At 60.4% G+C, this 25255-nt stretch carries 25 protein-coding genes and 2 pseudogenes; 14 read left to right on the forward strand and 13 right to left on the reverse strand.

Annotated features, from left to right (window positions below):
- Positions 1-16 precede the first annotated feature (16 nt).
- Positions 17-748, forward strand: a pseudogene (locus tag ACWHRL_RS04395) (SDR family NAD(P)-dependent oxidoreductase).
- Here ACWHRL_RS04395 and ACWHRL_RS04400 read toward each other — a convergent pair.
- Positions 733-1056, reverse strand: a complete 324-nt coding sequence (locus ACWHRL_RS04400) for a hypothetical protein (RefSeq protein ID WP_447895394.1) — start codon at positions 1054-1056, stop codon at positions 733-735. The pseudogene ACWHRL_RS04395 and the gene ACWHRL_RS04400 sit on opposite strands and share 16 nt — an antisense overlap.
- On the opposite strand from ACWHRL_RS04400, the gene ACWHRL_RS04405 reads away from it, so the two are divergent.
- Positions 1048-1638 carry an alpha/beta fold hydrolase gene (locus ACWHRL_RS04405; RefSeq protein ID WP_447895395.1) on the forward strand — a complete coding sequence of 197 codons (591 nt, stop codon included), beginning with the start codon at positions 1048-1050 and terminating at the stop codon, positions 1636-1638. The genes ACWHRL_RS04400 and ACWHRL_RS04405 overlap by 9 nt on opposite strands.
- A gap of 148 nt (positions 1639-1786) precedes the next feature.
- Here the strand turns inward: ACWHRL_RS04405 and ACWHRL_RS04410 are convergent, their stop codons facing one another.
- Positions 1787-3025 carry a hypothetical protein gene (locus tag ACWHRL_RS04410; protein WP_447895397.1) on the reverse strand — a complete coding sequence of 413 codons (1239 nt, stop codon included), beginning with the start codon at positions 3023-3025 and terminating at the stop codon, positions 1787-1789.
- Positions 3026-3093: 68 nt separating this feature from the next.
- Positions 3094-3591, reverse strand: a complete 498-nt coding sequence (locus tag ACWHRL_RS04415) for a hypothetical protein (protein ID WP_447895398.1) — start codon at positions 3589-3591, stop codon at positions 3094-3096.
- Between the two features lie 413 nt (positions 3592-4004).
- On the opposite strand from ACWHRL_RS04415, the gene ACWHRL_RS04420 reads away from it, so the two are divergent.
- The 6 genes from ACWHRL_RS04420 (at position 4005) to ACWHRL_RS04445 (ending at position 7609) form a co-directional block, all read left to right on the forward strand.
- A complete protein-coding gene (locus ACWHRL_RS04420) occupies positions 4005-4418 on the forward strand; it encodes a DUF6559 family protein (protein WP_447895399.1) in 414 nt (137 codons plus the stop codon).
- A gap of 192 nt (positions 4419-4610) precedes the next feature.
- A complete protein-coding gene (locus ACWHRL_RS04425) occupies positions 4611-5207 on the forward strand; it encodes a hypothetical protein (RefSeq protein WP_447895400.1) in 597 nt (198 codons plus the stop codon).
- Positions 5208-5380: 173 nt separating this feature from the next.
- Entirely contained in the window at positions 5381-6061 is a 681-nt protein-coding gene (locus ACWHRL_RS04430; RefSeq protein WP_447895401.1) for a DUF2268 domain-containing putative Zn-dependent protease, read from the forward strand.
- 208 nt (positions 6062-6269) lie between these two features.
- On the forward strand, positions 6270-6686 hold the full coding sequence (locus tag ACWHRL_RS04435; protein ID WP_447895402.1) for a hypothetical protein: 417 nt from the start codon (positions 6270-6272) through the stop codon (positions 6684-6686).
- A gap of 27 nt (positions 6687-6713) precedes the next feature.
- Positions 6714-7148 carry an acetyltransferase gene (locus ACWHRL_RS04440; protein WP_447895403.1) on the forward strand — a complete coding sequence of 145 codons (435 nt, stop codon included), beginning with the start codon at positions 6714-6716 and terminating at the stop codon, positions 7146-7148.
- Positions 7149-7198: 50 nt separating this feature from the next.
- Complete coding sequence (locus ACWHRL_RS04445; protein ID WP_447895404.1) at positions 7199-7609, forward strand: DUF6559 family protein; 411 nt, start codon at positions 7199-7201, stop codon at positions 7607-7609.
- A 151-nt stretch (positions 7610-7760) separates the two neighbouring features.
- Here the strand turns inward: ACWHRL_RS04445 and modC are convergent, their stop codons facing one another.
- From modC to ACWHRL_RS04470, 5 genes are all read right to left on the reverse strand, one after another.
- Positions 7761-8861: a molybdenum ABC transporter ATP-binding protein gene (gene modC, locus ACWHRL_RS04450; protein ID WP_447895405.1), complete on the reverse strand. Its 1101-nt coding sequence runs from the start codon at positions 8859-8861 to the stop codon at positions 7761-7763.
- 4 nt (positions 8862-8865) lie between these two features.
- Complete coding sequence (modB, locus tag ACWHRL_RS04455; RefSeq protein WP_447895406.1) at positions 8866-9564, reverse strand: molybdate ABC transporter permease subunit; 699 nt, start codon at positions 9562-9564, stop codon at positions 8866-8868.
- Complete coding sequence (gene modA, locus ACWHRL_RS04460; RefSeq protein WP_447895407.1) at positions 9561-10352, reverse strand: molybdate ABC transporter substrate-binding protein; 792 nt, start codon at positions 10350-10352, stop codon at positions 9561-9563. Before modA ends, modB begins: the two co-directional genes overlap by 4 nt.
- Positions 10353-10453: 101 nt before the next feature.
- Complete coding sequence (locus ACWHRL_RS04465) at positions 10454-10822, reverse strand: winged helix-turn-helix domain-containing protein (RefSeq protein ID WP_447895408.1); 369 nt, start codon at positions 10820-10822, stop codon at positions 10454-10456.
- An 80-nt stretch (positions 10823-10902) separates the two neighbouring features.
- A complete protein-coding gene (locus tag ACWHRL_RS04470; protein ID WP_447895409.1) occupies positions 10903-11628 on the reverse strand; it encodes a CDP-alcohol phosphatidyltransferase family protein in 726 nt (241 codons plus the stop codon).
- Between the two features lie 308 nt (positions 11629-11936).
- On the opposite strand from ACWHRL_RS04470, the gene ACWHRL_RS04475 reads away from it, so the two are divergent.
- From ACWHRL_RS04475 to ACWHRL_RS04490, 4 genes and pseudogenes are all read left to right on the forward strand, one after another.
- On the forward strand, positions 11937-12917 hold the full coding sequence (locus ACWHRL_RS04475; protein ID WP_447895410.1) for a zinc-dependent alcohol dehydrogenase: 981 nt from the start codon (positions 11937-11939) through the stop codon (positions 12915-12917).
- A gap of 59 nt (positions 12918-12976) precedes the next feature.
- Positions 12977-13375, forward strand: coding sequence for a 6-pyruvoyl trahydropterin synthase family protein (locus tag ACWHRL_RS04480; RefSeq protein WP_447895411.1), 399 nt, complete (start codon positions 12977-12979; stop codon positions 13373-13375).
- A complete protein-coding gene (locus tag ACWHRL_RS04485) occupies positions 13372-15297 on the forward strand; it encodes a glycosyltransferase (protein ID WP_447895412.1) in 1926 nt (641 codons plus the stop codon). Before ACWHRL_RS04480 ends, ACWHRL_RS04485 begins: the two co-directional genes overlap by 4 nt.
- Positions 15298-15309: 12 nt before the next feature.
- Positions 15310-16173, forward strand: a pseudogene (locus ACWHRL_RS04490) (lysylphosphatidylglycerol synthase transmembrane domain-containing protein); the annotation flags it as partial.
- Between the two features lie 63 nt (positions 16174-16236).
- Here ACWHRL_RS04490 and ACWHRL_RS04495 read toward each other — a convergent pair.
- The gene (locus ACWHRL_RS04495; protein WP_447896146.1) at positions 16237-17091 is read right to left on the reverse strand and encodes a RibD family protein; all 855 of its coding nucleotides are present in this window, start codon (positions 17089-17091) and stop codon (positions 16237-16239) included.
- A gap of 97 nt (positions 17092-17188) precedes the next feature.
- On the opposite strand from ACWHRL_RS04495, the gene ribA reads away from it, so the two are divergent.
- On the forward strand, positions 17189-18292 hold the full coding sequence (gene ribA, locus ACWHRL_RS04500; protein ID WP_447895413.1) for a GTP cyclohydrolase II RibA: 1104 nt from the start codon (positions 17189-17191) through the stop codon (positions 18290-18292).
- Positions 18293-18341: 49 nt separating this feature from the next.
- On the opposite strand, the gene ACWHRL_RS04505 is transcribed toward ribA, so the two are convergent.
- Genes ACWHRL_RS04505 through ACWHRL_RS04520 form a run of 4 tightly spaced genes read right to left on the reverse strand, consistent with a single transcriptional unit; the run spans position 18342 to position 23420 of the window.
- The gene (locus ACWHRL_RS04505) at positions 18342-19124 is read right to left on the reverse strand and encodes a creatininase family protein (RefSeq protein WP_447895414.1); all 783 of its coding nucleotides are present in this window, start codon (positions 19122-19124) and stop codon (positions 18342-18344) included.
- Positions 19125-19142: 18 nt separating this feature from the next.
- Complete coding sequence (locus ACWHRL_RS04510; protein ID WP_447895416.1) at positions 19143-19925, reverse strand: FkbM family methyltransferase; 783 nt, start codon at positions 19923-19925, stop codon at positions 19143-19145.
- The gene (mdoH, locus tag ACWHRL_RS04515; RefSeq protein ID WP_447895417.1) at positions 19925-21910 is read right to left on the reverse strand and encodes a glucans biosynthesis glucosyltransferase MdoH; all 1986 of its coding nucleotides are present in this window, start codon (positions 21908-21910) and stop codon (positions 19925-19927) included. Before mdoH ends, ACWHRL_RS04510 begins: the two co-directional genes overlap by 1 nt.
- On the reverse strand, positions 21903-23420 hold the full coding sequence (locus ACWHRL_RS04520; protein WP_447895418.1) for a glucan biosynthesis protein: 1518 nt from the start codon (positions 23418-23420) through the stop codon (positions 21903-21905). Before ACWHRL_RS04520 ends, mdoH begins: the two co-directional genes overlap by 8 nt.
- A 243-nt stretch (positions 23421-23663) precedes the next feature.
- Between ACWHRL_RS04520 and ACWHRL_RS04525 the strand changes: the two genes are divergently transcribed.
- Positions 23664-25244: an alkaline phosphatase gene (locus ACWHRL_RS04525; RefSeq protein ID WP_447895419.1), complete on the forward strand. Its 1581-nt coding sequence runs from the start codon at positions 23664-23666 to the stop codon at positions 25242-25244.
- Positions 25245-25255 lie beyond the last annotated feature (11 nt).

Raw genomic sequence — 25255 nt, forward strand, 5'->3', positions numbered from 1 at the left:
TCGAGAGGTAATCAAAATGGCAGCAACGTTTCAAAGTGACCTGTTAAAAGGCCGCGTCGCCGTGGTGACCGGTGCCACCACCAACGAAGGACTGGGCGCCGCATCCGCCTTCTACCTGGCGAACCTGGGCGCGAAGGTGTACGCGCTGGGACTGGAGGCCGACAAGCTCGAGGTGCCCGCCGGGCTGGATGTTTCCGCCTTTGAAATGGATGTGACCGATGAAGAGAAAGTAGAAAGCTTCTTCGCCAAGCTGGATCAGTTGGATATCCTGTTCAATGCGGCGGGTATTTGCCCGTCCGAGCAATACGATTATGCGCTGTACAAGAAGATCATGGACATCAACGTCAACTCGGCGTTTCATCTCAGCACGCTCGCCCAGCCGCTTTTGAAGGCCTCTGACCTGGGGAGTATCGTCAATACCTCCTCCATGTATGCGATATTCGGCTCGGATGCGTTCCCTGCCTATAGCGCCAGTAAAGGCGCCGTGGATCAGGTCACCAAGTCGCTGGCGGCGAAATACGCCCAGGACGGCATTCGCGTCAACGCGGTTGCGCCGGGGTAGGTGGCAACCTCACTGATGAACGCGCTACCCGAGGAAGCGCAGAAATCGACGAAAGCACGTACGCCGATGCATCGCTTTGGTGAGCCCGAAGAGATTGCGCAAGTGGTAGCCTTTTTGTGCTCGCCCGCCGCCTCTTTTGTATCAGGCGCCATCATTCCGGTCGATGGCGGTTATTCGGTTGTATAATTTCTGAGCATGACCCATTCAAGCCACCTTGATGGGCCGTTGTAACGCTCCAAAATGGATTTAAACGCAAAAGCCCTCTTGAGTGATAAAGAGGGCTTTTTGTCTTCCTGAAACGCCTTGTTCATCCGGGGGCAAGCGGCACATTTTCCCTCACGCTGCTGACAAGCGCTATTGGCACGGCACTCGCCATCAGCGCGGTTGGCAGCGCCGCCGCCGAGGAAATACCGGTATTTGATGGTGAGCTCTCTGACATCAATAACGCCTACCCGGTAGTTCGGTTCGAGTTCAGCTCTCAGCAGTTGGCGCACAAGACCCGGGCACTGCTCTATGAACGAGGTGGCAAGACCGTCATCGTCAGGGGCCACTCCATAGGCGGCATGCTGGCTACGCGCTTTGCGCTGATGTGCCCGTATCAAACCGAGCAGCTGGTGCTTGTAAACTCGATTGGCCTGGAAGACTGGAAAGCGCTGGGCGTACCGTATCAAAGCATCGATGAGGGCTATGAAAGCGAGCTCGAAACCACTGCGGAGGGCATTCGCGACTACCAGCAAAGCACCTACTACGTGGACAATTGGGAGCCGGAGTACGACCGCTGGGTCGAAATGCTGGCGGGCATGTACGAAGGCGAAGACGGCGAGTTGGTCGCCTGGAACCAAGCGCTGACCTCGGACATGGTTTTCACCCAGCCGGTGGTGCAAGAGTTCGGCGAGCTCGAGGTGCCCACGCTGCTGTTGATCGGCGAGCAGGACAATACCGCCATTGGTAAAGGCCGCGCGCCGGAAGACGTGCAGGAGGCCCTGGGCCACTACGACGAGTTGGGCGAGCAAACCCGCGATGCGATTCCCCAGGCCACGCTGATCGCGTTTCCCGAGCTTGGCCACTCGCCGTAGATTCAGGCGCCCGAGCGCTACCATGAAGTGCTGCTTGAGGGGCTGCGTCAACCGTAGTCTGAAGTCTGCAAGAAGAGCGACTCAGGAATCTCTCCTTGATGACGCTTGTTGCCCCATGTACGGCTTACTATCGAACATGGGGTGAAAATCAAGTGTCGGCTGCTGCGGTAGGCTGAGGCTCTAGAGTCGGTTTTTCCGCCTTATCTTTAGAGGGTTTGGCCGCAGGTTGGGTGATCAGGTAAATTTGTGCGCCAATGCTGGCTATCACCAGATTGGTGATCGCTGACTTGGCCAGTACATATAGCCAGGCATTGTCGTAAAAATCGTGCTTGGCCAGAAATAGGGAGCCGAATGCGATGACAGCCATCAGCGCCAGTCCGCCTAAAACAATGGGAATGGCGACATTGGTAAGTGTATTGAGCCGCTTGGCGATCAGGACGGTTAGCCAGATGGCCCCGCCAAATGTAAGCAATAGCAGGCAAAAACCACCGGCCATCAGTGTATATTGAGTTGCGTCTGCATAACTGATGTAAAATGAGTGGTTTGTTCTGGTAGAAGACCAAACCATCAGGCGTACTGCGACGGCAACAGCGACGCCAATGAGGAGCGTGAGTAGACAGTAGCACAGTGCCAAGCCGCCTTTCTTGATTTCATCAAGGTAGACTACGAGGCGTTTTATCCACCATAAACCGCCAATCACCATAATAATTCCAGCAGTTCGCAGCCAGAAATGGAATTTATCGCTCGTGAGCATTTTCGCGATCTTGTCTGGATGATCAAGGCTCCAGCTAAAAGGCCAGGCAAGCAGTACAGCCACTATGAGCAGGACCAATTGAGCGCGTAGAAAACGACCTAGAAATTCGATGCAATCCAGTTGCTTGACGTAAGGTAGTGTTTCTCGCTTGCGCAGGAGTGCATGTTCCGGAGCGATATCGCGCAGAGGACGGAGCTTGCAACCCATCGCCAACGCCAGGATACCGATAGCGGCTAGTCCCAGCAGCACGAACGTAGTATGCCCAATGAGTCGTGATGGGTCGTATGAATTCGCGAGTGCCAATAGTAGTCTGCCAAGAACGCCCAGAGAATAGGTGCCTATGCCAGCCAAGACGCCATAGAAACGACCAAATGCATTGATCCCTACTAGTAGATGCAGGAGCATTACTACGAGGCCCTCCAGCATCTGTGGCGCTAAATAAATGTCTAATATCCACTCTGGCCCAGTGGCTGTGTTGATATTGTTGTAAAATATGACTATTAATGCGTTAACCATGATGCTGCCATACTGCAATAACAAGAGTAGATAAACAGCCAGCCAGTAACGGTGTCTATCAAGGCGGGGCTCGTGTGATGAGCGCAGCCAATAGAGTTCTTTCAAGATGTGAAACATGGTGGGCTCGGCTCGATAGATGTCATGGAGTGGTGGTTGTCTAGTGTTGACGGATAACCGTACGTGGATTATACGTTTTCTTCTCTTTTCGCGGACGTGTCAGGTGCTTGCGAAAGATGTTCTTCCTGTGTCGAGTCGGGCATCTCTTCTACCGGTACTACATTCAGCTGATAAGTGTCGCTACCTTGTTTATTCAGGCTCAAAGTATAGCCATCCGGTAGTTTTTCCAGATTGGCTCCCGCAATCTCAGTGATATGGCGTTCGAGCGTTGTATTTCTTTCATTGATCGCCTTGTTTTTTAACTGCTGGCCACCAAAGATCGCCAAGCCGGCCAGGGTCGCGATCGGTCCGGGGTACAGGAGCCAGAACTGCGTAAAAGTAGGTCCGGAATAGGAGACTTTGATGGAGCTCGGCCCGAAAATGATAATACACGCTGCGATGGCAAATACGCATCCCGCTATGATGAAGATCGTATTAGCCGCAGCGGAGAGCGAAGCGCTTTCATCAGTTGCTTCGAATTCTATAGGAAAGGCATCTATCGAGTATTTGTCCTGATTCTCATCCATGGGTATTACCTTGATATTGTGGTTTGAAGCTGATAGTGGTTTGAAACTGATAGTGCTTATGAACTGCGCAGAAGATTATATTAACAAGATTTCATGTATCGAGGGCAACCCTGCATTTAAAACGGTTTATACAAAATGTCGCTGATGTCATACACACAATCTTCATGAAGTATCTGACGCCTCGCCTCGTATTGCGCTGACGCGCTAGCGCTCGTCCCTTTCAGCCATGCTCAGGCGAACAGTGGCAAAGCGAGGAATACCTTGGGGCGGATCAAGAGTATTACGAGCTTCGTCAAAAGACGCATAATCTCATTGAGGGGAGTGATGCCTGGACGAGCCTGCTTCGTTCTATTGCTCATTTCTCCGTACGTTGCACATGCTATCAAGCGTTAACCCAAAACTGGGAGGTTTCTGTGTGGATATGGGAAAAATTCAGGAAAAAGCGCGCTCTCGATTCGTACATCAAGCAGCTGCCCAACATACTGTTGAATGATTATGGCCGCTCTGGAGGGTGCAACCCAGAGCAGATCAGACGCAGTATCGAGCGCTCGGGATTGAACGCTCAATACGTGCACTATGCGCTTGCCATATACGCAGATCCGTTCAAGTTCTGGCATGGTCAGCCTGCGATGGCGATAGGGTTTGATTACCACACGTTACGTCAGGAAGTCGGTGACCGCTACTTCAACGGCAATGCCGATTTTAGCGCCAGCGATATCGCGAAGTTCTATTCGAATGACGACAGCAGTGTTGCGGGAGGAAGCGACGGCGGTAGCGATATGGGAGAGGGGTGCGGTGGCGGAGGTAATGGCGGTTCCGGCCCTTGAGTGGCGGCTGATTCAATGTCGCTTTACCTACGCAAAAGGTAGGGGCTTGGTAACGATCGCTACATCACTTTAGACGATGACGATTGGGCAAATGTAAGGTGATATGTCCATTTTTGAGCCTGTCCTCTAGAATTATCGAACACTGTTCGTGTATGGTCTGTTTAAATTATACTTTAAATGTGGGAGTGGACCATGTATCGGTGGCTGATAGTACTCGTTTGTATGTTACTTGCGGGTTGTACCGCGAAGCTCTGGAATGAAGAACCGGAGCGGGTCGTTAATGTCAACGGCTTCTACGTGAACACGGAAACGAACGATGTGGTGATCACGACTCGTCGAGAAGCCTATTTGTTTTCCGGACAACAACAGCTTGGCCAGGCGCTGCTGCTCAGTCGAGAGGTCGAGTTTGAACCCGGATTCAGCTATTTCACCCTTACGAGTTCAAACGCGGTTACCGGCAGCGTAGCGCTTACGCTTCGCGAAGAGATCCCCTCAGATGAGCTTATCGATCAATTGACTGCGATTGGCTTTACGCTGGATGAGGCGGGCGATCACTATCAGTTGATGAGTTCGTTAAAAGGCGAAAGGTATATCATTGAAGGTGATTTACCACTTCAAAAACTCGAAAACGAGTACCCGGTGCACATGAAAATGCCCACTACTCCCCTCGATACTGCCGGCCGTGTGATTGCAACACCTGTCGCCATAGCCTTCGATGCAGCGACGATAGCGGTCGTGATACCGCTTTATGCGCTCTTTGCGGTGTCATACGGTATTCATGGCCCTTAGATCTTGAATTCAGGATCAAAATTTTATCGTAGCGGGCTTTTCGCCAGTAGCGATCGTTGTTGATGCGGTGGGGGCGATTCTTCTTGCCTTCATGACTTATAGGATGAATTACCACGAGATGGCGATGCGACGAAAGTAATGCCACCTGGGCAAAATGTCAGTGGAGAGAGTTAATGATTACCCCGCTATTCCTCGATACCCGCGATGGCCGCCATTTTTCAATCGACGCCCGCGACGCTATCGAGCGGGTTTGCTTCGAGGTCGAGCCCAAGGTTCGGGCGCACTTACCGGTGCTTGTCGATGACATCGAGCTCGCCTGCCAGACCGGCAAGGCGGTGATTCCCGAGACCGGCGAAATGGGGCTGGCGATTTCTGCCACGCGAGTCGGCTGGACCGTCGATGGTGAGCGCCCGCAAGGCGTGGCCGATATCGCCCGCCAAGAGCTTGGCTATACGTTGTTTCATGAGCTTCATCACTTGGCCCGGGGCTGGGTGATCCATCGTGACGAGCCGCGCACGACGTTCATGGAGGGCGTGGTCAGCGAAGGGCTGGCCACCGTGTTCGAGCGTGACGTAGGCGGGCGGCGCACGCCCTGGGGCGACTACCCGGCTAACGTCAACGTGTGGGTCGAGGAACTGCTGGCACTGCCCGTGACCGCGCCCTATTTCCAGTGGATGATTCAACACGATGACGGCCGGCGCTGGATCGGCTATCGCGCGGGCACCTGGATTGCCGAACGCGCGATTCGCGCCAGCGGTAAATCCGCGGCGGCACTGGTGAGCGTACCCACCAATGAGATTTTAGCGATGGCCGACGTCGGGCCTAAACCCACGCGCGTTGCCGGCACCCTATAGCGACTTAAAGCGTTGGATTAGGCGAGTAATATTCAAACGCCCGCTTCGCGGCTCAATCCCACTTGGGCGACAGGTTTTCAGGAATGCGCGTCGTTTTGGTGGAGCGCGTCAGCGGTATATCGCCCAGTTGATGCTCCCAACGCAGCGCTACCTGGGCGGCGGTTTTGGTAAAGCGTGTTCATCGCATGTAAGTAAAAGGAATACGAGTTTGATAACGTCTGTCATACAGGAAGAAACTACCGGCTGCGGCATTGCCTCCGTTGCTAACATTTTGGGCAAAACCTACCCGGAGATGAAAGCCACCGCCAATGCGATGGGCATTCACGCCGAAGACGAGTCGCTCTGGTCCGACACTCAGTACGTTCGGCGAATGCTGGCGCAAGCGGGGGTTACGACCTCGCCGCAGGAAATCCCGTTTGATTGCTGGCAAGCATTACCGGATTTGGCGTTATTGGCGGTTAAACCGCACCAAAGGGGCGGCAAGCCCTTCTGGCACTGGGTCGTGTTCAAGCGTGAAGAGGGCCAAGCCGTGGTGCTGGATTCCGCCAGCTACCTGCCCACCAATGTACGCACCGACTTCGAGGCCATGCACCCGGCATGGTTTATCGAGGTAACGCCGCCGTAAACACTACGCCGTTAATCGAGAAAAACGATGAAGATAGAAAAAGCCGATAAAGCCCACTACTCGGCGCTGATTGCCGTGTGGGAAGCCTCCGTGCGCGCCACCCATGATTTTCTCGCCGAAGACGATCTGTTGATGCTCAAACCGCTCATTTTCGAGCAGTTTTTCGATACGGTAACGCTGCAAATGACACGCGCGCCCGGCGGCGAGATCCTGGGATTCAGCGGCGTAAGCGATGGCAAGCTCGAAATGCTGTTCATCGCCCCCGACGCGCGAGGCCAGGGCATCGGCAAAGCGCTGGTCGAGCACGCCGTTCAAGAGCAGGGCGTCGACAAGGTCGATGTAAATGAGCAGAACGTGCAGGCGCTGGGGTTTTACCAGCGGCTGGGCTTTGAGGTGGTGGGGCGCTCACCGGTTGATGGGCTGGGCAAACCTTACCCGCTACTACACATGGTGCTTGGCTAGCGGGCGGTGGGGCATCCTGTCTTCGAGCGTTATCTTAAGAGAGCTTGATTATGCGATTTTTCGAGAGGATCAGAAAAAAGAGGGCCATTGAATCCTATATTCAGCGATTACCGACGACCCTGGCCAATGATTATGGGCGTCAGCCGTACTATACCCATCTCCAGGTACAGCGCAGTATCGAGCGGTCAGGGCTTAATAATCATTACCAGCAGTATGCCATGGCGATGTATACCCGAGAGCCAGAGTTTATGGCTTTTCGAGACCACGACCGGGGGGACGCAAGTTACGAAACCCTGCGGGCGGAGGTAGGGAACGATTACTTATCCGGTAGCACGGATTTCAACTGCTCGAGCATTATTGCTGCCAGCGCAAGCTTTAGCGGTGGCGCGATGGGCGACGTCGGTTCATTCGACAGTGGCGACGGAGGAGGCGGTGGTGCGGACGGCGGCAGCGGCAATTAAGCCTGGCGCAAGCCGCCAGTCCAACGCTCGCGGGCTCGGTCAGCGCTGGGTCCATCGTGTCGGGTTTATCGACAAAGGGATGGACGGGGTAATTGGGAAGCGCAACCATAGCCAGTGCGTTCTAATGTGCTCCTCACGGCAGCAACTGGGCTTAGCGCTGGAGCGCATTGAAGGAGACGCTACGAATGAGCGCCGTCACCGCCATGCCTTTTTTCAACCCAAGCGCCTCGAAGGCGTGGCGGGTGAGCCGGGCGCGCAGGCCAAAGCGGCCAAGGCGCAAGAGAAGCTCGACCGAGTGGGGCGTCTCGGGTAGCGTCGCGGTGTCCTCGATGATGGCTGGCAGCTGGTTGCGAAAGCTGGTGTCGGCCGGCGGCGTCAGGGCCAGGGCGATGTCGCGGGCGGGAATGCGCACGCGCACGCGGCTACCCACCGGGGCGGCGTCGCCGGGCAGCATCAAGCGGTGCTGTTCGTCCAGTGCCAGGCAGGTCAAGCCGTAAGCATGATCGACGGATTCGACGGTACCTTCCAGCAGCGAGGCCGCATCGAAGCCGCCGAGTAGCGAGGTCAAATCGAAGCGCTGTAGCAGCGTGTCCAGCGTGTCGCTTGCCACCACGCGCCCGGCGTTCATGACCACCAGGTGGTCGGCAATGGCGGCGATCTCATCGGCGTCGTGGCTAACGTAGACCACCGGAATGTCGACCTGGCGGGTGAGCCTAGCGATATAGCGCAGAAGCTCGTCCTTGCGCGCGCCGTCGAGCCCGGTCAGCGGCTCGTCCATCAATAGAAGCTGCGGCTCGCTCAGAAGCGCCCGGCCGATAGCAACCCGGCGCGCCTCGCCACCGGAGAGCGTGCCGGGCATACGCTCCAACAGCGCCTCGATGCCCAGAAGCTCGACGACGTCATCGAAGCGCTCCGGCGCCGAGCGGGGCATGGCGTAGGTGAGGTTGCCCCGCACCCGGTAGTGGGGGAAAAGCCGCGCTTCCTGAAACACCACGCCGATACGCCGTCGGTGAACGGGCGTACAGCGGCGTTGCCGGGTATCCAGCAGTGTCTGCTCGCCCAGGGTGATCGTTCCCGACCTGGGGCGGTCCAGCCCCGCGATCAGGCGTAGCAGGCTGGTTTTGCCGCTGCCAGAGGGGCCAAAAATGCCGCTGACCCCGTTGGCAGGTAAGTCCAGGGTGGCGTCGAGCTCGAATTCGCCCAGCGTTTTGGCGACGCTGAGCCTTAGCCGCCTGGCGGGGTTCGTGGACATCGGATTAGCCATCACGTTGTTGCAAGCGTTGTCGGGTGCGCCGGGCCAGCCACTCCGAGGCGATCAATGAGGCCAGGGCGATCACGATCGAGATCAGGCAGAGCCGCGCCGCGGCGCCCTCCTGGCCGGCGGATTGAATCAGCGTATAGAGCGCCAGCGGCAACGTGCGCGTTTCGCCGGGAATGTTCGAGGCGAAGGTGATCGTGGCGCCGAACTCGGAAAGCGCCCGAGCGAAGGCCAGCACGGTGCCGGTCAGAAGCCCCGGCACGGCCAGCGGCAGCGTAATGGTGCTGAAAACCCGCAGGCGGCTGGCGCCCAGCGTGCTGGCGGCGGCCTCGAGCTTGGGGTCTACCGCCTCAAGGGAGAGCCTGAGCGCCCGGACCAGCAGGGGAAACGCCATGACGCCGCTGGCCACGGCGGCTCCTTGCCAGGTGAACGGCAGCGACACCCCCAGCGTGGCATATAACCACGCGCCGACCACCCCTTGGCGGCCCAGCGTGACCAGCAGCAGGTAACCCACTACCACGGGGGGCAGCACCAGGGGGAGGTGAATGAGACCATCCACTAACGCCTTGCCGCGGAACTCGAAGCGGGCCAGCCACCAGGCCACGGCGATACCCGGCGGCAAAATCCACGCCACCGCCGCCCCGCCGATCAACAGGCTAAGCCGTATCGCTTCCCACTCGGCGGGCGTCAGGCTCATGGCGTGTCGGTGTCGGTCGCGAAACCGTATTCGCCAAAGATGGCCAGCGCCTCGTCGCTTTCGAGCCAGGTCCGTAGCGTTTGCGCGGCGGTCGCGTCTTTCGAGGCATCGTCGGCGCCGATGAGCGCGACGGGGTAGGTGATGGGCTCGTGGGTATCGGCGGGAAACAGTCCCAGGGTATGTACCCGGGGGCTTGCCAGCGCATCCGTCTGGTACACCACGCCCACCGGCGCCTCCTGGCGCTCCACCAGAGCAAGCGCGGCGCGTACGTCGCTTCCCCGCGCCAGCCGGGGCGCCAGCGCTTCCCATTCACCCAGCGCTTCGAGGGCCTGCCGAGTATAGATACCCGCGGGTACGTGATCCGGGTCGCCGACGGATAACCGCTCGTTGTCCGCCAGCAGGGTATCGATAGTGCCATCCTCGCCGGGCGTGAAGGCGGCCTGGTTCTCGTTGCCGGTCACCAGCGCCAAACGGTTGTGCAGCAGGTCCCGGCGCTCGGTGAGGCCGACGCCTTGCTCTTCCAGCCAGTCCATCCAGTCGACGTTGGCGGAGAGAAACACTTGGGCGGGACTGCCGTTGGCGATCTGGCGCGCCAGCGTCGACGATGAAGCGTAGACCGGGGTGACGGTAATGTCGTGGTCGGCCTCGAAGGCGGCGATGGCCTCATCCATGGCATCGGTGAGCGAAGCCGCGGCGGCCACATGAACGTTGTCCGCCGCCTCGGCCGACAGCGCAAACAAGAGAAGCAGCGGCGCGGCCAGCGACGGGCGTGCAAGAAGAGGTTTCATCGTGATCTGCTCCCGCTATTTCCGTTTGGATATAGCGGAGAGTAGCGGCAATAACGGTCAGGATCAAGCCAGTCCGTTCGATCGAGAGCACGCCCTATCGGTTAGCCCTCCTCACCGGGAGGTGCTAGAAGTGCCAGCAGTGCCTGGGCATCTTCGCAGTGCTCGGTGGCCCGCTCGAGCGCGCGGTAGTGGCGAATCACCAGCGTGCCGAGCTCGGTGAGTTGGGCACCCCCGCGCTCGCTACCGCCGGCGTGGGTGGCCACCAGAGGGCCGGTAAAATGCGCGTTCATGGTATCGATCAACTGCCACGCTTTTTTATAGCTCATATCGAGTTCGCGCCCGGCGGCGGAGATCGACCCCGTTTGGTCGACGGCCTCCAGAAGGCTCACCTTGCCGGGCCCGATGATGACATCGCGGTGCAGCGCCAGGCGCAGTTGAAAGGTGGGGGCGGGGTGGTGGGTGCGGGTCACAGTCGGCTCCGGAAAAACGCAACCTCGCCAGTGTAGCAGCCGCCCGGGCCAGGGTAGAGTAGGCTTGCCAACAAGGCGGCTTAGTGGCGCGGCTGCCTATAAAGCCACCAGGTGTCGTACCCGAAGGAGTAGGCGGAGGCGATCAACGCGCTGAGCGCCAGAAGGCTCGCCGTCACGTGGGAGGTGAGCGGTGTAAGCGCGAGTAACAGCGCCAGGACCTGCCAAACGCATACCGCTTTACGCCGAAAGCTCGCAAAAAGCGGCGCCTTGAGCCACTCGAATCCTCGGCCTGCCAGCACGAACAGATAGCGCATACCGCCAATGAGCAGTACCCAAGCGCCGAGGGATTCGAGCTGCAAAAGGCCGATGCACAGCAGCAAAATCATAAGCGCATCGAGCTCCATGTCAAAGCGGGCGCCAAAGTGCGAGTGGCTGTCGGTTTTGCGGGCCACGAACCCATCGACACCGTCGAGCATCAACGAGGCCACGGCCACCGCAAGCCACAGCCAGATAGCCTCGATGAAGGCGTCACCCGCCAGCGCGCCGGCAATGATCGCCACTAAAACACCCCGCACCAGTGTGACCCGATTGGCCCAGCCAAGCGGTCCGCACCGCCAGAAATACAGGGTCAAACCGGTGATCACGCTATATATCGCTGCGGTCAGCCCCCAGGTTGCTAGCGACGGCAACAAAAGGGGGAAGCACGTACCGATCACGACGAGAAGTAATGCCCCCAGGGCCAGTTCGAACGCGCTGTAAAGGCGTTTGAATAGCCCTGCTGCGAGGGTATCGGTCAAAAGTGGCATGGCAACTCACAAAGCGGGCAAGGCCGCATCTATGTTCTATGTTGTGTTCTATGTTGTGTTCTATGTTGTGTTCTATGTTGTATGTTTATATTTTGAAAATATGATCTTTGTATAAGTTTTTGGCTTTGTCTATACCTGTATAAAGGGTATGTTGATGAAAGACCGGCGTGATTTGTCCGGCTTGTCGTCATCTAAACTAAGCCAGGCTAAGGTTAATGAAAAGAACTCATGACGTTGAAAAGTGATGAAAACCTGGCAATGCTTAAGCGTTGGACGATAAAACGCATTCTTCACAGGGAATCGAATCTATGGCGCTGATGGAAACGGCGGATGCCTTTTGGATCAAGCGCCCCGGCGTGGGCCAAATTCAGTCTGAACACCTCGCCCCCTTGAGCGAAGACCAGGTTCAGGTGCGCACGCTTTATAGCGGCGTAAGCCGGGGAACGGAGTCGTTGGTCTTCAACGCGCGGGTGCCCGAGAGCGAATACGCCCGGATGCGCGCGCCCTTCCAGTCCGGGGATTTTCCAACGCCGGTCAAATATGGCTATTGCAACATCGGCGTGGTCGAAAAGGGCCCCGAGTCGTTGCTGGATCAAACCGTCTTCTGCCTTTACCCGCACCAAACCCGTTATGTCGTGCCTTCAAAGGCGGTCCTGCCCCTGCCCGACGCCATCCCGCCTTCGCGCGCGGTCCTCACCTCGAACATGGAAACCGCCATCAACGGGGTGTGGGATGCCAACCCCCGGCTGGGCGAGAAGCTTTGCGTCGTGGGCGCAGGGGTAGTGGGGGCGTTAGTGGCTTATCTGTGCGCGCAGATCCCGGGTGTGACGGTGCACCTTATCGACATCAACCCGGAGCGCCGCGTACTTGCAAAGGCGCTGGGTGTCGATTTTTGCACCCCGGAAGACGCGCCGGCCGACCAGGATTGCGTGATTCATGCCAGTGGGCACGGCGAAGGATTGCGCTTGGGGCTTGGCCTTTTGGGTAGTGAAGGACGCTTGATCGAAATGAGTTGGTTCGGTGAAGGTGAGACATCGCTTGCCCTCGGCGGCGCCTTCCACTCCCAGCGGCTTTCCATCAAGGCAAGCCAGGTAGGGCAGCTACCCGCTGCGCTCAAACCGCGCTGGGATTATCGCCGGCGGCTAACGCTTGCGCTTTCCCTGCTCGCGGATGCCCGGCTTGACCACCTGATCAGCGGTGAATGCTCGTTCGAGGAGTTTCCCGCATTGGCGCCCACACTTTTCGGACCCGAAAGTCAGGCGCTTTGCCACCGTATTCACTATACCTAATCGATTGATCGCTTGACGCGTTCAATCCTTGGCCCGCACATTTTAGAAAAGGAACTTCCATGTACCGTTTATGCGTTCGCGACCATTTCATGATTGCCCATAGCTTCAAGGGCGAGATTTTCGGCCCGGCCCAGCGCACCCACGGGGCTACCTACGTGGTCGACGTGGCCTTCAAGCGCCCGGAGCTGGATAGCGACGGGCTGGTGATCGATATCGGCCTGGCAAGTGACACCGTGAAAGAGGTGCTGGCCGCTTACAACATGCAAAACCTCGACGAAGTCCCCGAGTTCAAAGGCAAAAACACCACCACCGAATTCATGGCCGGGGTGATTTTCAATGCGTTGGCCAAAAGCATCAAAGAGGGCAAGATGGGCACTACCGCCCAAGGTATTACCCATATGGAAGTGACGCTTCACGAATCCCATGTGGCCTGGGCAAGCTACGAAGGCGCCTTATGAGAGAGCGCTTTACCCTGGTCGTAGCGGGCTCGCTCGATCAGCGTACCGGGGGCTATATGTACGACGCCCGAATGGTAGCTGCGCTTCGCGAGCAGGGCTGCGAGGTAAACGTGGCCGAGCTTGCCGGGCGCTTCCCGGACGCCTGCGACGAGGCCGCGGGCGAACTCGCCCAAGCGCTGGGTGCACTGGGCGATGGCGAGCGGGTGATTATCGACGGCCTGGCGATGGGCAGCCTTCCGGATATCGTGGCAAGCCACGGTGCACGGCTGGATATCACGGCCCTTGTGCACCACCCGCTGGGCGATGAGCAGGGCCTGGACGACGCGGCGCAAAGGCGGCTACACGCGAGCGAGCTTCAGGGCCTGCAAAGCGTGGCCCGTATTATCGTCACCAGCCGCTTTACAAAGCGCCGTCTCGAAACGCTGGCGGATGAATACGATTTGCCCTTGCGCGCCCCCGTTACCGCCGTCGAGCCCGGGGTCGAGCCCGCTCCCGCTAGCCCGACGCCTGCAAGCGGTGAGCCGCTGCGCCTTTTGTGCGTGGCCACCCTGACCCCACGCAAAGGCCAGGACGTACTGGTCAAGGCGCTGGCCGGCGTCAGCGCTACCCAGTGGCAGTGCGATCTTTATGGCGGCAAGCGCGACTCGGCTTTTACCGCCGAGGTCGAGGCGCTGATCGAGCGTCACGGATTGAACCAGATAACCCTGCACGGCGAGTGCGACGCCGCCACCCTCGAGACCGCCTACCAGCACGCCCACGCCCTGGTGCTGCCCTCCTGGTACGAAGGCTACGGCATGGTGGTCACCGAGGCCCTGGCCCACGGCCTGCCCGTGATCACTACTACCGGCGGGGCGCTAGCCGACACCTTACCCGCCAATGCGGGTATGAGCGTAGAACCTGGCAATGTCGCAGCGCTTAATGAAGCGCTCGAGGGCTTTTTAAGCGATGAAGAGCTGCGCGCGCGCCTGCGCCAGGGGGCACTCGCCGCGCGGGATGCGCTTGGCGACTGGCAGGCGGCGGGGCAGGCCTTTGCAGACGCGCTTGGCCGCCCGGCTGCGCTTTCGGCGGGCAGCGAATTTGGTGCCGATTGGCTCACGCTTCGGGAAAGCGCGGATTTCAAGGCGCGCAGCGCCGAGCTTGCCAACCAGGCGGGGCAGTGGCTTCAGAAGCAACCCGGCGAGCCGGTGATAGCCGATCTGGGCTGCGGGCGCGGCAGCAGCATGCAGTTTCTGGCGCCACGGCTTCCCGGCGCGCAAAGCTGGCAATTACTGGATCACGACGAGCGCCTGTTAAGAGAGGCCCAACGTCGGGCCGAGGCGCTAACGAGCGCTAGCGGCGAAGCCGTCAAAGCGTGTATTCACTGTGCCTCGCTCAGTGATCTGGACCACGAAGCGCTGGCGGCGGCAAAACTCGTCACCGCCTCGGCGCTTTTGGACCTGGTCTCCAAAGAGTGGATCGAAGCGCTGGCCAAGCGATGCGCGGCGCAAAAGCAAGCGCTTTTAGTAGCGCTTAGCGTCACCGGTCAGTGGTGTTTCGTCGACCCGGCCGGCGAGATGCTCGAAAACGATGAGGATCGCTGGGCGCTGGCGCTGTTCAACGCCCACCAGCTTCGCGACAAGGGCCTTGGTAGCGCACTGGGTGGCGCGGCCCAGGCCGAGCTCGTCGAGGCCTTGAACGCCCACGGCTTCCATGTAGAGCAGGCCGCTACCCCTTGGCAGCTTAGGGCCGGGGACCCTGAATTCGCTCCCATGATGTGTTCGCTGCTCGAGGGCTGGGCCGAGGCGATGACCGAGCAAGCCCCCGTAGAGGCAAGCCGCATCGCGCAGTGGCGCGATGCGCGCCTAGCCATGGTCAGAGCTGGTGAGCTGGGTATCTGGGTCGGGCACCAGGATGTGCTCGCCTTACCGCCCGTAAAGGCGTAACGCATGGGCGTAATGGCGTGGCTTAAAACCCCTTGGGTGCAGCGCGGGCTCATCAGCGCGGCACTGTTGGGCGCGGTGGCGCTTTGGGTAAACCCGGGCGAGGTGGCCCGGGAGGTCCAGCGGTTATCACCGATGTGGATGGCGCTGGCGCTGGCGATTAGCGTTTTGCAGGTCATGCTAAGCGCCTGGCGCTGGAAGTTCACCGCGGATTTGGTGGGGGTACCGCTGCGCTATGGTTACGCGCTGCGTGAGTACTACCTGGCGCTTTTGGTCAATCAGCTGCTGCCGGGCGGCGTGCTGGGCGACGCCGGGCGTGCCCACCGCCACGCGACCCAGTCTGCCTCCAAAGGCGGCGCCTGGCGCGCGGTGCTCCTCGAGCGCGCCTCGGGCCAGGGCGCTGTGGCGCTTTTGGTCATACTGGCGCTGTGCGCTTCGCCGCTTTGGCATCGGGCGCTGGGCGCCACCGGGTTTTTGCTGTTGGTGGGGGGCGTGATCACGATAGCGCTTGGTGGAGGGGGGGGCGCGTTTTGGCTGCGCCAAACCCGCACCTTCGAGCTGCCCGCCTGGTGCGCTACCTTCGGGCGCGATATGCGCCGCAGCTTGCTCAAACGAGGCGTTTGGTACTGGCAGCTGGCGTCATCCCTTGCCATTGTTATCAGCTACGGTTTGGTCATGGTGTGCGCTGCACGCGCGATCGGTATCGAGCAGAGCACCTGGAGCATTCTGGCCCTGACGCCCCCGCTGCTGCTTGCCATGCTGGTGCCGCTCTCCATCGCCGGCTGGGGGCTTCGCGAGGGAACGGCGGCGGCGGTCTGGCTGTGGGTCGGGCTGCCTTCGGCCCAGGGCGTGGCCATTTCGCTGGCCTACGGGGTGCTGGTCCTGCTTTCGAGCCTGCCAGGCATTTGGGTGGCCCTTGGTCAGCGCGGCCAGGCGACGCCGTCAGGTAGCGCTGCTGGCCAGGCAGATGTCAAAGAGCGTGTCGTCCCCGCAGGGGAAGGTGCGCATACGCGGGCGCAGCGCGCTCTCCAACGTGTCGATCGGCGTCATTTGAAGACCCGGCCGGCCCGAGCCAATCAACAGGGGAGCCACCAGAAGATGCAAATAGCCAATCGTGCCGGCTTCGATGAATCTGGAAATGGTGATGCCACCGCCTTCGACCAGAATGCGACGATAGCCCTGCCCCCGCAGAAGCGTCACGACATCCGTGGGGTCGAACTGACCGTTCGCGTTCAAGGGCAGCTCGCACTGGGTAGCACGGGTGGGGCGCCGCTCGCCCCCGGCGCCGATGATGTGCAGCGTGGGAGGCGCTTCGCTTTGCAGAAGACCCAGCGTCGCGGGCACGCGCCCGCGCGGGTCGATGATCACGCGTACCGGGTGCGCGCCGCTCACGTGGCGCACGGTGAGCTGGGGGTTATCGGCGGCGGCGGTGCCTGCGCCCACGACCACGGCGTCCGCCAGCGCCCGAAGCCGGTGCAGGTGAACCAGGCTTTCGAAGCCATTGATATAGTGCGAATGACCGCTTTCGGTGGCGATACGCCCATCCAGGCTTTGTCCCAGCTGGGCCAGCGTCCATGTCTTTTGCCTGGCCAGCGGCGTCAGGCAGGTCAGAAGCGTTTCGGCCTCGGCGGTGACGCGAACGCCGTCCGGGCAGTGCCACCCGCCTTCGCCGGAAAGCATGATGGGGATGTCACTTGTAGCGTCGTTACGCGTGGCGAGCAGCCACTGCCAAGCGTTATCGACGTCGATAACGGGGCCAGCCGGCGCAAGGCCTATCAAACCATCGGAGTCGGGCATGACGCCTCCCAGGAAAAATCAACGTTGAATCATGCCGGGGCCACGCGCCCAACGCAAGCGTACCTTGCTCGCATTACCAGGCAACCAGGAGGCCTACATGTATCACATTGAACGCGCTATTTTCGACATTCGCCGCGGCTTGCCCGTGGTGTTGAAGACCGGTGGTCAACGCTTGCTGGTGCAGGCACTGGAGGGCAGCGTTTCAGTCGATACGTTATCCACGCTTTCCGGCTCGCGGCCGGCCATGATATTGACGCGCCACCGCCTCGAAGCCATGGGCATGTCGCTCAAGGCCGAGGCGGCGTGCCTGCCCCTGGCCGAGCAGGTAAGCGAAAGGGATCTTCATCGTCTTGCGGTGGCCAAGGGCGAGGAGAGCGCTTCAAGCCTGTTGACCGGGTTAAAGCCGGCCGGGGTGGGCGAGCGCGCCGCGGTCAACCTGATGCGCCGGGCGCTGCTCATCCCCGCCGCGCTCTGCGCCGAGGTGAGCGAGGCTCAGGCCAGCGTCATCGACGAGCAGCTCGTGCAAGGCAAGCTTTTGGAGGTCGACGCCGAGGAAGCCGAACAGTGCCTGGCCGGCGCCCCGGGCATGCTCAAGCGGATCAGTGAAGCGCACATTCCTCTGGAGGATGCGGTGGAGAGCCGTTTCGTGCTGTTTCGCGAGCCGGACGGGCTGCGCGAGCACGTGGCCGTCGTGATTGGTGATCTCGAAAAAATCGAAGGCGCGGTGCCACTTCGCCTGCACTCGGCCTGCCTGACCGGCGACCTGTTCGGCAGCCTGCGCTGCGATTGCGGCGAGCAGCTCAGAAATGCCGTGGCGGGTATCGAGGCCATGGGCGGCGGAGTGCTCTTGTACCTGGCGCAAGAAGGGCGTGGCATTGGCCTTGCCAACAAACTGCGCGCCTACACCCTGCAGGATGGCGGGCTCGACACCGTCGACGCCGACCAGGTGCTCGGCTTTGGCGATGACGAGCGCCAATACGCCGTGGCGGTGGATATGCTCCGCGCGCTCTCGATCGACAAGGTACAGCTTCTGACCAACAACCCGCTTAAAATTCAGGCGTTGACGGACGGCGGGGTCGAAGTCGTCTCGCGCCAGGCCCTTTACGGCAGCGTGACGGATCAAAACCACCGCTACCTGAGCGCCAAGGCCAACCGGGCGGGCCATTTGCTCGACGACGTGCTGGAAGGCCGCGGCCGCTAACGAAAGTAAGCGCTTGCACTGGCCGCCAGTAAATACCGCTGGCGGCTTTTTAATGCGCCTTTTGAAAAGCAGGAAGCGTGGCGGTTTCCGCGACGACCTGGGCGAGTTTGGCCGCGTAGTGCTCCACCAGGCGCTGACCCAGTGCCGCCTCGGCGCCGGTAGCATCGCCGGCTACGCCGTGCTCGCTCAAATCCTCCCCCAGCCAGGCAAATGCCGCTGCCCCCTCGGGGCCGAGCAAATGCTCGGGCTCTTTAGGCTGCGCTGGCGGGGCGGGCGCGTAGTCTTCTAAATGTACGAGCGACGGCGCCAGGTAAAGCATCATGGCCGTCTCCAGCAGGCCGCCGTGCAAGCCGTAGCGCAGCTCGTCAGGGTCGATGGCGGCCTCGAGCGGGGGAAGGCGCGTATAGGTGGCTTTCACCACGCGCATCGCAAAGCGCTTGCGCAGCGTCAGCGCCGCCAGGTCCATGACCGCCTTGTTACCGCCGTGACTATTGATCCAGACCATTTTCTTGATCCCCGCGCGCGCGACGCTTTCCCCGTAGGCTTCGAGGGTGGCGATTGCCGTCGTGTGGGGCAGGCTCAGCGTGCCGGCAAAGTGGCTATGCTCGTCGCTGGCGCCCACGGCGATCGGCGGCAGGCAAATGACGTCTACGGCCGAATCCAGCACGTCCAGCATGGCGCTTTGAAGTCCCTCGCCAATGATCAGGTCGGTGGCCAGCGGCAGGTGCGTGCCGTGCTGCTCGATAGCGCCCAGGGTCAAAACCGCCACCGGGTCGCGGGCGGCGATCTCTTTGAGCTTTGGCGCGGTAAGCGCCTGCCAGTGAACAATCATGCCGCTCCTTGTGTGTTGTTAGACGTTTGAGGTCATCAATGGGTGGTCCGCTCGGCAGGCGTATAGATCGCCAGAGGCGAGCCCGTCGGCGCCTTCGTCGAGCCATTGGCGCACCGCTGCGGCCGTTTGCCACTCGGCAAAGCGAAAATCGCGCTGCTCGCCGGCCACGGCATTGAAGCGGTAGTCCCCCAGGCGCTCGATCTCCCCGACGCAGGCGTGGCTGACCTGCAATACACCGGCCACGAATTCCACCGAAAGCGCCGCCACCGGGTGGTTAAGGCCTTTGAGTACCTCGGCTTCGAAGCCTTCGACATCGATCTTGATAAAGCAGGGCAGCCCAAAACGCGCGATGAGCTGGTCCATCGTGGTCACCTCGACGCGCAGCGTCTGCTCCCAGGCGATGCGCTGAAAGCCCGGGTTATGCGTGCCTATTTGGCTGCGCCACTCATGGGCCAGGGTAGAGAGCGTGGGGTTAGCGGCGCTGATCGCGATATCCGCGTGGCCCGCCTCGGGGCCGGCGGCCAGCGACAGCAAGGTGATATCGTCATGTTTGAGTACGCGCCGAAACCACTTGGCCAGTGCTGGCTGAGGCTCGAGGGCCACGACCCTGGCGCCCAGCGCTCGAAACGCCGCGCTGCGATCCCCCAGGTGCGCGCCGATATCAAACGCCACCTCGCCTGGCGTTATGAACGGGCGATAGAGGCGCCTTAGCCCTTTTTGACGGCCAGGGCGCCAGTAGACGATTAGTGAACGCGCCACGCCGCCGGTGCTTTTGAGCCTTTGCAGCAGCGAGTGCGCCATCAATGGGGCTCTTTGGCCGAGGCGTCGACGATTGGCTGCTTGTCGAATCGACGAAACGACTGGCGGGGCATATCCCCCAAAAGCTCGCCAGGCAGGGGATACGTGGCACCCTCGAGCGGCGTCTCTTGGGCGTACTCATCGCCGCTTCGCGCGCCTAGGGCGGCGAAGTCGTTCAAAAGCGCGGGCTTGAAGGTAATGCTGGGGGTTTTCAAAAGGCCCAGGCGGTGGCTGATGACCCCGCCCCAGGTACCGCTGCTTGAATACTTGACGATCGGCGCGGCGGCGATCAAGCCAAACCAGGCCGGGGCCAGCCAGGCAAACGCATGAGGCGAGAAGAGATACATCACCCCGGCCCAGGCGACACCGCATACCGTCATCCAGCCGGTATGCCACCAGGCCTCGCGCCAGGCTAGTGAGCGCTCACCCCGATGCTGGGTTTGCCAGTCAACGGAGCGGCCCAGCAGTACATTGAAGATGAAAAGGCTGTGCCAGGCCATCATTAGCGGTGCGATGAGGGCGGCGAAGAGCAGCTCGACCAGCACGCTGGCGACGAGCTTGAAGCGCCCACCAAAGGCCCTGGGAGACTGCACGAGGGTCAGCAGTAATCCCAAAAGCTTGGGAGCGAGCAGCATGAAAAGCGTGACCGATAAAAGCCCGAGCGAGAGGGGCGTGGGCAGGGCATGGCCCGGGGTGGCGGTCATGGCCTGAACGCATACCAAAAGGCTGGTGCACACCAAAAGCCCCAACCACACCACCGAGGAGAGATAGGCGAAGGCGCCGAATAGAAAATGCAGGCGGCTGATCGGGTGAAAGCCGGCGCCGGTCAACAGGCGAAGGTGCTGCAAATTGCCCTGGAGCCAACGTCGGTCGCGTTTGGCAAAGTCTAAAAGGTTACTGGGCATCGCCTCGAAGCTGTTGTGATTGGCACCAGTAGGCGGCGCCTGGGACGAGACGGCGGTGGTCGCGCCGGTATCCAGCAGTACTTTCCAGCCGCCGCGCTTCAAAAGCGCGGCTTCCACGAAATCGTGGCTCAATAGCTCGCCCCCCAGGGGCGCCTTGCCCGGCAGGGCCGGCAGCCCCGCATGCGCCATGAAGGCGCGGGTGCGGATGATGGCGTTATGCCCCCAGTAGTTGGCCGCGTCCCCTTGCCAAAAGCTTTGTCCGGCGGCCAGCATCGGGCTGTAAAGGGCCGAGGCCAACTGTAAGCATCGGCCAAACAGCGTGTGCTGGCCAACGGGAATGGGAACCGTCTGAATGAGCCCGACATTGGGCTCACGCTGCATGCGGTGCACCATGTGCAAAAGCGTGGCGCCACTCATCAGGCTGTCGGCATCGAGCACCACCATGAAGTCATAGCGTCGCCCCCAGCGCCGGCAGAACTCGGCGATGTTGCCCGCCTTGCGCCCTTCATTGTTTTCGCGGCGGCGGTAGTAGACGTTGATTTGACCGGCCAGGCGTTGCTGTAACGCCGCAACGTGGGCCGCTTCTTCCTCGGCCTGGGACGGATCTCGCGTATCGCTTAAAATGAAGACGTCGAAGTGTGGATGAAGCTTGTTTTCGCCGCTTTCATCAGGTGTTGCGTCCTGGGCGTTGGCTTGACCCAAAAGCGAGCGACAGGTGGCCTCGAGACCGGCAATGGTCGGAATCGGCGGCTCGGCGTAGATCGGCATCACCAGGGCGGTTTTACTGACCAGCCGGTAGGCGTTCGGCGGGGCCGGGCGCTGGCGGCGAAGTGTTAGCGGGTCCAGGCGAAGCGCGCAGATGACGAAGCCACACACCGCCCCCCAAAACGCCATCGCGATCCAGCCAAAGGTGAGCACGAACAGTGTCAGCAGCGCGATTTGCCAGCCCAGGGCTAAATCGGCCACGACCCGTGCCATCGCTAAAAAACCTAGCGCACTCGAGCCAAGCACCGCGAAGGCGTAAAAGGCGCGGCGGCTTCCAAGCCAGGGGATACGAACATCGGTATTGAGTTGTTCAGACATCGGGGTACCACACGTAATTCCAGGTTTCGCTAATCGGTTCGCCGTTCAATTCAAGCCGTAAACGGATGTCGGTGGCGGCATCGGTCGGGATACGGAAGCTGGCGCGCCACCGGTTAGCCGACAGCGCCAACACGTGCGCTTCACGCACATCGCCGGTGCTGGTCTCGATAGTCAAGTCGATGTCTGCGTCCTCACTCAAGCCATCGAGCGCGCCGCCTTCGAAATCCACGATGAACTGGCGTTCATCGCGCAAGTCGCTAGCGCTTGTGATCCCTACCCGGCCCTGGCGGGTGCGAAACACGTGGGCTTGGGTGTTGGCTTCGGGGACGTCGTCGAGGGTGTAGGTGCGGTAGTGAAGCGTTCGCGATTCCCCGGCGTTCAAGGCTTCGTCCGCCACCCAGTAAGCAACGATATTGTCGTGGGTTTCATCCTCGGTCGAGATCTCGACCAGCTCCACGTGGCCCGCGCCCCACGCTTGCAGCGGCTCCACCCACTGGCTCGGGCGGCGGTGGTACTGCGTCTCCATGTCCAGGTAGCGGTCGAAGTCGCGCTCGCGCTGCATCAGGCCAAAGCCTTCCGGGTCTTCGTCGCTAAACCGGGAAAGGCGTAGCGTGTCCGGGTTGCTGAGCGGGCGCCATATCCACTCGTCGCCCCCGGTATGCAGTAAAAGGCCATCGGAGTCGTGTACCTGGGGGCGAAAGTCGTCGGGCGGGTTCGATGTGACGTCGCCGAAGGCGAACATGCTGGTGAGCGGGGCAATGCCGAGTTTATCGATATCGTCGCGGGCGAAAAGCTCGGCCTCGACCTCCAGGTTCGTGCGCTCCCCCGGGGTGAGCGTAAAGCGATAGGCGCCGCTTAGCGAAGGGCTATCCATCAGCGCTAAAAAGGTCAGGGTCGTGTCGCCGTCATCGGGTTTGAAGAACCAGAATTCGCGAAACTCGGGAAACTCCTCCTGTTCACCGGCGCCGGTATCGATGGCAAGCCCTCGCGCCGATAGCCCATAGGCCTGATCTCGCCCTGCCAGGCGAAAATAGCTGGCGCCCAAAAAGACCGCGACCTCATCGTGATACGCTTCGCTATTGAGCGGGTAATGCAGGCGAAACCCCGCGTGGTCGCTACCGGACAGGTCGTCTTCCAACAGTGCTTGAGCTTCACCCTCGTAGATATAATCGTCACTGGTAAAGCGCAGCCGCTCGACGTTGTCACCGTCGATGACGTTGAGTTTCACTGGATGTAAAAACAAAAATCCGCTATGAAAAAGCTGTAGTGAAAATGAATCGTTTCCGCGCCAGTAGGCACGCTCGGGATCAAAGCGAATCTGGCGGTAGGCATCGTAGCTCAGGTTCTTCAAGGCACTGGAGAGGCGCGGCTTCGGCGGCTCGTAAGGCGCTGCGGCCAGGGTTTCAGCGCGTGCGATCACATCGTCGAACAGGGCGTCGCTTGCTTGAACAAGCGGGGCATTAACCACGCCCAACGCCACGATCCATTTCGCGCCAAGGCGACCTTTCATGAGTGAGTTCCCTTCGTATAAAGGCCTGATTAATCGAAAGCCAGGCTTTAAATGTATTTTATTGCTATAGGAGGGCCTGGTGTTTTGACTACCACTATTTTGCCAGGCACAGTTCCGTTATCCTTGAATTTCAAACCTCTATATTAGATTGACGATTAATGTCCGTCCGGTCAACGCAGCGTTAACTATACGGTGTTACGGCCTTTCTCGCCTAAAAGGTTTTTTCAGGGTGTCGACCTATTCATGCTCCGCTTTTTAATCGCAGCTCTAGCGCTTAATTTTCTGCTCGTCGCGCCCCTGTGGTGGCGTTTCGAGGCTTCCGGCGTAGTGCTCATTGCGCTAGAAGCGTGGGTTCTGGCCCCGCTACTGATGCTGATGCCGGTAGGGCGCGTGCGCCGCTTGCTGATGGTGCTCATCGTCGGCTGGGCGGGGCTTGTCAGCGCTGCCAACCTGGGCGGCGCCGCTACCCATACGGCGTTTGGCCGCTCGCTCAACCTGTATCTCGATGTTCCGCTGCTACGCTCTATTTATCATCTGCTAGTAGGTAATGTAGGCCAGTTGGCCGCAGTTTTCATAATGCTGCTGGGCGGGTTCGTCTTTTTGGGCGTGCTCGTTTTGGTGGGCTGGTTGCTTTCACCCAGGCGTTCGCTTACGTCACGGCGCCTGCCGGGGCTTCTTGTCCTGGGGGTTGGGGCAGGCGCGCTCGTGCTCGGCGTATTGGCGTATAACGGCCACCGGGTGCTGGCGAATTCAGCGCTGCCGATGGTCGATGTCACGCGTTTTCAGGCCGAGCAGATAGCCGCCACGCATCGGGCGCGGCAGGCCTTCGAAGACCAGCTCGAGCAGGCGCCGCTCGAGGCGCAGCCACTGCCGGGTCTTTCCGGGCGTAACGTGCTGCTAACGTTCATCGAATCCTACGGGGTGACGGCGCTCGACGACCCGCGCTATGGCGTGCTCATTCAAGCAACGCTCGAGGAAATGGAGGAGCGCTTGCAGGCGGGTGATATCGGCGTGGTCTCCGGTCTTTTAGAGGCGCCGATCCGTGGCGGCCAGTCCTGGCTTGCTCACGCCAGCGTATTGAGCGGGCGGTGGATCGATAACCAGCTCTGGTACCGGCTCATGCTGGATAGCGGCCACTCCACCCTGGTGGACGATTTCCACGCGACCGGCCAGCGCTCGCTCACCGTCATGCCCGCCATTACGCTTGCCTGGCCCGAGGGCGTCGCCTACGGGTTCGAAGAGATCAAAACCGCGCGCAATATTCCCTACGCCGGGCCGATGCTCAACTGGGTGACCATGCCCGATCAGTTCACCCTGGATTACGTTGCCCGCACACAGCTCGACGATGCCCCGCTTTTTGCCCAGATCACGCTCATTTCGAGCCATGCCCCCTGGACGCCGATACTACCCGTGCTCGAGAACTGGTCGATGATTGGCGACGGTGGGATTTTCACCCCTTGGGAAAAGGCCGCCGACCCGCCCGAGGTGCTCTGGCAGGATCTGGAGCGTATTCGCGACCACTACGGCTGGTCGGTGGATTATTCGGTCAAAACCACCGGGCGCTTTGCCGAGCGCGTGGTGGACGACGACACGCTCTTGATCGTTCTCGGTGACCACCAGCCGGCGCCGCTGATCACCGGTGAAGAGGCAAGTGCGGCGGTGCCGGTGCACGTTTTCAGCAAGGATCCGGCGCTGCTGGACGCCTTCCGTGCCCGCGGCTTTATCGATGGCACGCTTCCGCCACTTGACGATCCCCATAGCGCGCCGCGAATGAGCGAGCTGCGTCACTGGTTGCAGGAAGATTTCGGCGCGCCGGCGCCTTGAGCAGGGTTAGC

The organism is Vreelandella sp. GE22 (genome assembly GCF_968212445.1).

What these genes read in the sequence shown, in the direction of transcription:
- ACWHRL_RS04470 (WP_447895409.1), bottom strand. Translation starts at nt 11,628, where the DNA reads ATGCCACTTTTGACCGATACCCTCGCAGCAGGGCTATTCAAACGCCTT.
- ACWHRL_RS04505 (WP_447895414.1), bottom strand. Translation starts at nt 19,124, where the DNA reads ATGATTGTTCACTGGCAGGCGCTTACCGCGCCAAAGCTCAAAGAGATC.
- modC (WP_447895405.1), bottom strand. Translation starts at nt 8,861, where the DNA reads ATGTCCACGAACCCCGCCAGGCGGCTAAGGCTCAGCGTCGCCAAAACG.
- ACWHRL_RS04440 (WP_447895403.1), top strand. Translation starts at nt 6,714, where the DNA reads ATGAAGATAGAAAAAGCCGATAAAGCCCACTACTCGGCGCTGATTGCC.
- ACWHRL_RS04425 (WP_447895400.1), top strand. Translation starts at nt 4,611, where the DNA reads ATGTATCGGTGGCTGATAGTACTCGTTTGTATGTTACTTGCGGGTTGT.
- modA (WP_447895407.1), bottom strand. Translation starts at nt 10,352, where the DNA reads ATGAAACCTCTTCTTGCACGCCCGTCGCTGGCCGCGCCGCTGCTTCTC.
- ACWHRL_RS04520 (WP_447895418.1), bottom strand. Translation starts at nt 23,420, where the DNA reads ATGAAAGGTCGCCTTGGCGCGAAATGGATCGTGGCGTTGGGCGTGGTT.
- mdoH (WP_447895417.1), bottom strand. Translation starts at nt 21,910, where the DNA reads ATGTCTGAACAACTCAATACCGATGTTCGTATCCCCTGGCTTGGAAGC.
- ACWHRL_RS04495 (WP_447896146.1), bottom strand. Translation starts at nt 17,091, where the DNA reads ATGCCCGACTCCGATGGTTTGATAGGCCTTGCGCCGGCTGGCCCCGTT.
- ACWHRL_RS04415 (WP_447895398.1), bottom strand. Translation starts at nt 3,591, where the DNA reads ATGGATGAGAATCAGGACAAATACTCGATAGATGCCTTTCCTATAGAA.
- ACWHRL_RS04525 (WP_447895419.1), top strand. Translation starts at nt 23,664, where the DNA reads ATGCTCCGCTTTTTAATCGCAGCTCTAGCGCTTAATTTTCTGCTCGTC.
- ACWHRL_RS04510 (WP_447895416.1), bottom strand. Translation starts at nt 19,925, where the DNA reads ATGGCGCACTCGCTGCTGCAAAGGCTCAAAAGCACCGGCGGCGTGGCG.
- ACWHRL_RS04445 (WP_447895404.1), top strand. Translation starts at nt 7,199, where the DNA reads ATGCGATTTTTCGAGAGGATCAGAAAAAAGAGGGCCATTGAATCCTAT.
- modB (WP_447895406.1), bottom strand. Translation starts at nt 9,564, where the DNA reads ATGAGCCTGACGCCCGCCGAGTGGGAAGCGATACGGCTTAGCCTGTTG.
- ribA (WP_447895413.1), top strand. Translation starts at nt 17,189, where the DNA reads ATGTATCACATTGAACGCGCTATTTTCGACATTCGCCGCGGCTTGCCC.
- ACWHRL_RS04475 (WP_447895410.1), top strand. Translation starts at nt 11,937, where the DNA reads ATGGCGCTGATGGAAACGGCGGATGCCTTTTGGATCAAGCGCCCCGGC.
- ACWHRL_RS04410 (WP_447895397.1), bottom strand. Translation starts at nt 3,025, where the DNA reads ATGTTTCACATCTTGAAAGAACTCTATTGGCTGCGCTCATCACACGAG.
- ACWHRL_RS04480 (WP_447895411.1), top strand. Translation starts at nt 12,977, where the DNA reads ATGTACCGTTTATGCGTTCGCGACCATTTCATGATTGCCCATAGCTTC.
- ACWHRL_RS04485 (WP_447895412.1), top strand. Translation starts at nt 13,372, where the DNA reads ATGAGAGAGCGCTTTACCCTGGTCGTAGCGGGCTCGCTCGATCAGCGT.
- ACWHRL_RS04430 (WP_447895401.1), top strand. Translation starts at nt 5,381, where the DNA reads ATGATTACCCCGCTATTCCTCGATACCCGCGATGGCCGCCATTTTTCA.